The 7958-nt window shown below is 69.1% G+C and carries 4 protein-coding genes and 2 pseudogenes; 5 read left to right on the plus strand and 1 reads right to left on the minus strand.

Annotation, left to right across the window (positions count from 1 at the left end; translation table 11 throughout):
• Positions 1 to 66: 66 nt before the first annotated feature.
• Positions 67 to 3957 carry a methyltransferase domain-containing protein gene (locus AC27IO_RS06700; RefSeq protein ID WP_498738018.1) on the minus strand — a complete coding sequence of 1297 codons (3891 nt, stop codon included), beginning with the start codon at positions 3955 to 3957 and terminating at the stop codon, positions 67 to 69.
• Between the two features lie 76 nt (positions 3958 to 4033).
• On the opposite strand from AC27IO_RS06700, the gene AC27IO_RS06705 reads away from it, so the two are divergent.
• The 5 genes and pseudogenes from AC27IO_RS06705 to AC27IO_RS06725 form a co-directional block, all read left to right on the plus strand.
• Positions 4034 to 4819 carry a glycosyltransferase family protein gene (locus AC27IO_RS06705; protein WP_498738020.1) on the plus strand — a complete coding sequence of 262 codons (786 nt, stop codon included), beginning with the start codon at positions 4034 to 4036 and terminating at the stop codon, positions 4817 to 4819.
• Positions 4816 to 5920 (plus strand): annotated as a pseudogene (locus AC27IO_RS06710) (glycosyltransferase family 4 protein). The gene AC27IO_RS06705 and the pseudogene AC27IO_RS06710 overlap by 4 nt, the downstream one beginning before the upstream one ends.
• A gap of 150 nt (positions 5921 to 6070) precedes the next feature.
• Entirely contained in the window at positions 6071 to 6964 is an 894-nt protein-coding gene (gene argB / locus AC27IO_RS06715) for an acetylglutamate kinase (protein ID WP_092745378.1), read from the plus strand.
• Between the two features lie 85 nt (positions 6965 to 7049).
• Positions 7050 to 7757: a response regulator transcription factor gene (locus tag AC27IO_RS06720; protein WP_272565155.1), complete on the plus strand. Its 708-nt coding sequence runs from the start codon at positions 7050 to 7052 to the stop codon at positions 7755 to 7757.
• A 59-nt stretch (positions 7758 to 7816) separates the two neighbouring features.
• Positions 7817 to 7958, plus strand: a pseudogene (locus AC27IO_RS06725) (sensor histidine kinase); the annotation flags it as partial.

A 7958-nucleotide genomic window follows, 5' to 3' on the forward strand; every position in this document is an offset into this window, starting at 1 on the left:
AACAAAAAGGGCTGCCGGAGAAGGCAGCCCTTTTTTCGTTCCGGCGCCGTGCGGCGCGAAGCCGGTTCAGGCTTGCAGCCAGTTCTTGACCCGGCGCTGCCACTGCGCCGGGATGCGCCGTGCAACGCCACGCAGCACCGGCAGCGAGCGCAGATAGACCACCGCCGACAGCACGCCTGATTTGGCGGCGGCGGTGGGTGTGGCCTGGGGCAGGTAGGGCTGCAGGTCGGCCAGGGTCATGGGAGTCAGCGCAGCCACGGGCCTGGAGTCCGCCAGGTAGTCGGTCTCGTAGCGGAACGGCGCGGACGATTCATGCGGCAAGAGGGCAGTCGGCTGTGCCTCGGCCAGGGCCGGGGCCTCGCCCTGGGCGAAATGCCGGTCGCGGACCTCGGTGAACCAGGCCAGCCATTGGGCGGGCGTGGCATCCCAGGGGTGCACCCAGCTCCAGGGCCGGCCCGCCAGCCGCTCGGCGAAGGCGCCGATGTCGGGCACGACCACCGGCAGGCCGGCCAGCAGCGCGGCGCTCAGGGTGTAGCTGTAGGTCTCGGGCCATTGGGCGGGGAACCAGACCAGGTCCGGCTCCAGCCATTGCAGCAGGCCGGGCAGGTCCTTCTCTTCATACTCGCCATGGATGGTCAGGCGGGCGCGGGGCTGCGTCTGAAGGTGGCGGTAGCCGTAGCCGATCAGGTGGAAATCCACGAGGGCGTTGCGGCGGGCCGCCTCGGCGGCCACGGCTTCCAGCACGTCCGCGCCCTTGATGGCGCTCAGGGCGCCGATCACCACCACCCGCAGCCGTTGGCCAGGCTGCAGCATGCGCGGCGCGGGCAGTGGCAGCGCCGCGCTGTCGGGCAGATCGGTGTGCGGTACGGCGTGCACGTGCGCCGCCGGCGCGAAGCCGGCGATGCGCCGCGCCGTGTCGTGGCTGGGCGCGAGCACCCGTCGTGCGCCGGTGAGCAGGCGCGCATTCGCGCCACGCCATTCGGCGACGGTGCCGCCCAGGGGGGAATGCATCTCCGGCGTGCAGCACTTGCATTGCCCGGGACCGATCTCGCCGGCGTACCGGTTGGTCGTGTCGGTCATCGAGATGTGCGTGCAGTAGCTGTAGTAGTCGTGCGCGGTGAAGTCGTAGGGCACATCCAGCAGGTGTGGGATGTTGCGAACTTCCTGGCCGTGGCCCAGCAGGTGGTGAAAGTGCACCTGCCGCACGCCCAGCTGCCGCAGCACGCCGAGCAGGTCGTCGTACTGGTCGTTCAGGCGGAAGGTGAGTTCGAAGCCCTCGTCCTGCCCCGCCATCCGCAGCCGCACGCTGTGCCCAGGCGCGGGCGTGAGGGTCAGGAAGGTGGCCTGGTCCGCCAGGTGCGCGGCCAGTTCGCGGACATGCCGGACCGTGCCACCGGCCCGGTCGTGCAGCACGGCGAGCACGGCCGGCAGGCCGGCTTCGGCGATGCGGGCCACGTCGAGCGCCAGCCGGTAGGGCTGCGCCGGATCGGCCTGCACGAACGCATGCACGTCGCGCTCGTAGCGCGGATGCAGGCGGCGCAGGGTTTCCATGGCCGCGAGTTCGCGCGGGCTCTTGCTGTCGCCGAAGCTGACTCCGCCGGTGTGCAGCACGAAGGTGTCCAGCAGGTGCAGGTTGCGCCAGCCGGCCGCGTGCGCGCGCTGGCAGAAATCGTTTTCCTCGCCGTAGCCCTTGCCGAAGTGCTCGGTATCGAACAGGCCGAGCTGCACCAGGCAATCGCGCCGGATGTACATGCAAAAGCCGACGCCCGTGGGCACGTCCACGACCGCGCCCGGGTGGGTCCTGGCGCAGAGCGCGTCCAGGCGGGCCGTGTCGTAGCCGGGCGGCAGGTCGTTGTCCTTGCAAAAGCGCGGGTAGCTGCAGATGGTGGCGTTGTTGGAGAACGGGGTCACCGAGGCCACCTTGGCATCGCCGTAGGCGGCGTTGCGGATGCGGTCGAGCCAGTCGTTGGCGACTTCCGTGTCGCTGTTGAGCAGCAGCACGTCGTTGGTGCCGCTCAGGGCCATGCCGCGGTTGACGGTGCCGACGAAGCCGAGGTTTTCCTCGTTTTCCAGCAGCACGATGCGCTCGTCCTGCTTGGCCCGCTGGCGCAGCCAGGCCGTGACTTCGGGCTCGGGGCTGGCATCGTTGATGACGATGAGGCGGTAGGGCGTGGCGCACGGGCTGGCCAGCACGGAATCGACGCACATCTGCGTGTCGGCCAAGCCCCGGTAGACCGGCACGATCACATCCACGGGGTGCTGCGGCGGCGTGACCTGCACGGGCCCCTCCGCCGCCGCTGCGGCGGCATGCTTGGGCGCACGGCCCAGAAGGCGGTCCACGCGCATCTTGGTGTGGACGAGGGGGCGGGTCGCGCGGAACACGGTGGAGTTTTCGATCGTTTTCAAGTGGTGGGCGAGGGCGCCGTAGTCGTGTTGCAGGCGGCCCAGTTCATGCTGCAGTCGGGTGGCGTTGCGCTGGAACTGGGCGGATTCCTGCTGCAGGTCGGCCCGCTGGCGCAGCAGCGTCTGGGTGCTGTCCTTGAGCGTGGCGTTGTGTTCCTGCAAGGCCTGGTTGGTGTACTCCAGGGTGCGCTTGTCGCCCTCGAGCACTTCCTTTTGCTCGCCCAAAGCGCGCTTTTCCCGTTCGAGCGCCTCGCGGGTCTGGTTCAGCCGCTGCTCGGCCTCGTGCCGGGCCCGGGCCGCGTCCTTTTCCAGCGTGGCGATGCGGTCCTGCAAGGGGAACACGGCGCCGGACAGGGTCAGGTAGTCGGCGGACATGGGCCATCCCAGGTCGATGTCCAGCACGGCCCCGGGGCCGGCGTGGGCGGCCAGCACATTCTGGGGGATCGGCAGCTCCAGCCAGGGGTCGTCCCCGGTGAGCAGCAACAAGGTGGCGGGGGAGGCGGCCGGCATGGGCTGCTCCCACACGATCTGGCTGTGGGGCGAGCGGGCCAGCAGCGAGCGCGATGCAGTGTCGGCCTGCCACGTCCACACCGTGTCGCCCTGGGCATTGCGCAGAGCGATGCCATGCAGGTGCATGAAGCCGGGGCGGTCCGCCGGGTCGAACCTCAGGTTGGTGAGGGGGCTGGGCGTCTCAGGCAGGGCAAAGCGCACCGTCTGGCGTTCGCGGCCGATGATGCCGGTGGCGGTCAGCTTGCGGTCTTCGGCGTATTCGCCGTTCTGGCCCAGGTAGAGCTGGGCGGTGAACAGGGCGTGGGCTTCCTGCGGGTCCGGCGTGCCGCTCTGGTCCAGGGCGATGGCCTGAGCGGCAGGCTGCGCCGCGGCGATGAACTGGTAGGCCATGGCATCGGGTGCGCCGAGCAGATGGCGCGACACGGACGGTGGCAGCAGGTCGAAGGCGGCCTTGAACTCCGATTCGGGCACTTCGCGGCGCACGGTGTCGATCTGGTCGACGGCCCAGCGCTGCTCGCCCAGAAACCGCCCCAATGATCGCCGGGTGAAGAAGCGAAGGTGGGTGCGGTCCAGCAGGCCTTCCTCCCGGTAGCGGAATTCACCCTGCAGCAATTCGGCCACCAGGCCGCAGTAGCCGGCGTTGGGTACTGAAATCAGCAGTTGACCACCGGTTGCCAGCAGTTCGCGGCATTGGGACAGAATGCCCTCCGGGCGGCGCAGGTGTTCGAGCACGTCGGCACACACGATGTAGTCATAGCGCTGGCCGGTAAAAAGGGTAACCAGATCGCATGTCTCCAGATCGGACACTTCCACGCGCCGGTAGTGGGGGCGGGCGTGTTCGGCCTCGGCTTCGCTGAGCGTCACGCCATCGCTGGTGCAGCCCCGGGTCTCTGCCAGATATTGCCCGAGTGCGCCGCTGCCGCAGCCCAGGTCGAGCACCGTGGATCCCTCGCGGACAAGGCTCGCCAGCACGGAAAGGGAGGTGCGTTCGTCTTGCTTGATGGTGCGCAGATAGACGTGCAAATCCTCGATTGTTTGGGTCATCCCCGGATTATGACGGGCGCATGGCAGCGGCCCGCCTGGCAGGACGGTGTGCGAGGCAGACGACAATAGCGTGTTCATGATGTCATCTCTCAATGCGGAACGGGGCCTGGTGGTCTCGCTGATCAGCCACGGCCACGGGCCCTGGGTGCAGGTTTTGCTGCAGGATCTGGCGCGCCTGTGCGGGGCCAGCGTTTCGCGCGTGGTGCTCACGCTCAACCTGCCCGAGGCCGAGCCGCAGGCCCCCGCCGGAGGCTGGCCCTTCGTGCTGGACATTCGCCGCAATGCGTCGCCCCTGGGCTTCGGCGCCAACCACAACCGCGCATTGCGCGGGGCGGCCGAACCGATGGTCTGCGTGCTGAATCCGGACGTCAGCCTGCTCGGCGCGAACCCGTTTCCCACGCTGTGCGAGGCCGCCCTGCCGGCGGACGTGGGCTGCGCCTACCCGGAGCAGGTGGACGGCCGCGGCCAGTTGCAGGATTCCGAGCGCGAGCTGCCGTCGCCTGCCGCGCTGTGGCGCCGCCGCGTGCTCGGGCAACGGGAGCACCGGGTGGACTGGGTGAACGCGGCGTTCCTGGTGATGCGGCGGGCGGTGTGGGACGCGCTGGAGGGATTCGATGAAGGGTATTTCATGTATTGCGAGGATGTGGATTTGAGCTTGCGCATGCGGCTGAGGGGCCTGCGGCTGCACAAGGGCGCGGCCCGCGTGGGCCATGTCGGGCAGCGCGACAGCCAGCGCCGCATGGCCTACCTCGCTTGGCACGTGCGCAGCCTGTGGCGGCTGTGGCGCTCGCCGGTGTATCGGCAGGCACGATCTTTGTTACCGGAGGGCCCCCGCGGCCCGCATACCATCGGCGCTCCATGATCTGGTTGTCTCTGGTTGCGTTTCTGGTTTCCACGCTGGTGGCTGCGGGCATCGTCCGTTGGGGGCGCGACCACGCGTCCGTGTATGGCGACACCATGCCGCAGCGGTTCCACTTGGGGGATATTCCCCGGCTGGGCGGGGCGGCGCTGCTGGCCGGCATGGTCTGCAGCTGGATGCTGGGGGTGGTTCAGACGTCGTGGATGGGCGATCCGGGCTCGCTGCGGCTCGGCGCCTGGGTGGTCTGGTGGATCGTGGCGCTCCTGCCATCGGCGGTGGGCGGCATCGTGGAAGACCTGACGCAGCGCCTGACCGTGCGCTATCGCCTGCTGCTCACGGCGCTGTCGGGCGGGCTGGCGCTGATGGTGCTGCAGCTGAACGTGCAGCGCATGGGCCTGCCCTGGCTGGACGGCTTCCTGGCCCAGACGCCCTGGCTGGGCATGGTGATCGTGGTGCTGGCGGTGGCCGGCCTGCCGCACGCCTTCAACATCATCGACGGCTACAACGGCCTGGCGGGCATGGTGGCGTTCATCGTCTGCCTGGCGCTGGCGCACGTCAGCCTGCAGGTGGGGGACCGGTCGCTCGCGACGCTGTTCGTGTGCACGGCGGCGGCCACGGCCGGGTTCCTGGTGTGGAACTACCCGCGCGGCATGATCTTCGCCGGCGATGGGGGCTCCTACATCTGGGGCGTGGTGATCGCGCTGGGCAGCATCTCGCTCGTGCAGCGCAACCAGGACGTGTCGCCCTGGTTCCCCATGCTGTTGCTGATCTACCCGGTCTGGGAGACCGTCTTCTCCATCTACCGCAAGCTGGTGCGCGGGGTCTCGCCCGGCGTGGCGGACGCGCTGCACTTCCATCAGCTCATCTACCGGCGCATCGTGCGCGGGGGTGTTCCATGACGACGAGTCCCGCCGGGTGCTCATGCGCAACAACCGCACCTCGCCCTACCTGTGGGGTTTTACCCTGCTGACGGTGGTGCCCGCGGTGCTGTTCTGGAGCAACACGGTCGTGCTGGCGATCTTCTGCGCCTTGTTCATGATCGCCTACGTCTCCGCCTACCTGGCCATCGTGCGCTTCAAGGTGCCCAGCTGGCTGCGGCATTGAAGACCGCCCACGGGCCGATGCTGAATGGCATCGCCCGGTGCCGTCCGGGCCCGTTCCTGCGCCCGTCCCGCCCCAGCGCCGTCCGGGGGCCGGGGCAAGGCACAATGCGCATCTCCATCGCTTAACCGCTCCTTCAGCCGCGAGCTCTTCATGACGACCGACCTTCTTTCGATTGCTCCGCGCGACAAGGCCGAAATCCTGGCCCAGGCGCTGCCCTACATCCGCAAGTTCCATGGCAAGACCATGGTCATCAAATATGGCGGCAACGCCATGACCGACCCGGCGCTGCAGGCCGACTTCGCCGAGGACGTGGTGCTGCTCAAGCTGGTGGGCATGAACCCGGTGGTGGTGCACGGCGGCGGCCCGCAGATCGAGACCGCGCTCAACCGCCTGGGCAAGAAGGGCCAGTTCATCCAGGGCATGCGGGTGACCGACGCCGAAACCATGGAAGTCGTGGAGTGGGTGCTGGCGGGTGAAGTTCAGCAGGACATCGTGGGCCTGATCAACCAGGCGGGCGGCAAGGCCGTGGGCCTCACCGGGCGCGACGGCGGCATGATCCGCGCCCAGAAGCTCAAGATGGTGGACAACAAGGACCCGAGCATCGAGCACGACATCGGCCAGGTGGGCGACATCGTCTCCATCGACCCGAGCGTGGTCAAGGCGCTGCAGGACGATGCGTTCATCCCCGTCATCAGCCCCATCGGCTTCGGCGAGAACAACGAGAGCTACAACATCAACGCCGACGTCGTGGCCAGCAAGCTCGCCACCGTGCTGCAGGCCGAAAAGCTCGTGCTCCTCACCAACATCCCGGGCGTGCTGAACAAGGCGGGCGAACTGCTCACCGACCTCACCGCCCGCGAGATCGACACGCTGTTCGCCGATGGCACCATCTCCGGCGGCATGCTGCCCAAGATCGCCGGCGCCCTCGATGCCGCCAAGGCCGGGGTGAACGCGGTGCACATCATCGACGGCCGCGTGCCGCACGCCATGCTGCTGGAAATCCTGACCGAGCAGGCCTACGGCACCATGATCCGCAGCCACTGAGATGCCCGTCTGCGCCTCGCCCGCCGTGCAGCGCGCCGCCCCCGGCGGGGCCGCGCCGGTCCGTTCCTGAGCGGGTGACAGGGCGATGCGCCTGCTGCTGGTCGAGGACGACGTCATGCTGGCCAGCGGCATCAAGCTGGGCCTGACCGACGCGGGCTATGCGGTGGACTGGGTGGGCAGCGGCGAGCGGGCCGAAGAGGTGCTGCGCACCGAATCGTTCGACGCCGCGATCATCGACATCGGCCTGCCGGGCATGGACGGGCTGGAACTCACGCGCTGCCTGCGCCGCCCCGAGATGGCCCATCCGGCCATGCCGGTGCTCATCCTCACGGCGCGCGACGCCCTGCACGACCGCGTGCAGGGGCTCGACCTGGGTGCTGACGACTACATGGTCAAGCCCTACGAGCTGCCCGAGCTGCTGGCGCGGCTGCGCGCCCTGCTGCGGCGCTCTCAGGCCGCGACCACGGCCATCCTGAGCTTCGGGCCGCTGGAGCTGGACACCGCCGGCCGCACCGTGAGCATCCGCACCGCCAGCGATCCCCACGCGCGCCAGCCCATCGAGCTGGGCCCGCGCGAGTGGACGGTGCTGGAATACCTGCTGATCCACGCGCCCAAGCCGGCCAGCAAGGAAAAGCTGCTGCAGGCCCTGACCGGCTGGGACAAGGAAATCACGCCCAATGCGGTGGAGGTTTACGTGTCCCGCCTGCGCAGCAAGCTGGAGCCCAATGGCGTGGCGCTGCGCTCCATCCGGGGCTTCGGCTACCGGCTGGAGCTGCAGCCCCCGCGCGGCTGAGCGCGCCCCGCCGTCTCCGCGCCCGCCCACCCCTGCACCTGCACACCCCGGCCGCCGCCATGACCTCCGCGCTGCGCATCCGGCTGCTGCTGCTGCTGATCCTGCCGCTGTGCGCCCTGGCGCTGGCGGGCGCGTGGCTCGACTACCGCTCGGCGGACGAGGCCGCACGACCGGCACGACCAGCGCCTGCTGCGGCTGCTG

It is taken from the genome of Acidovorax sp. KNOB132, from assembly GCF_057541515.1.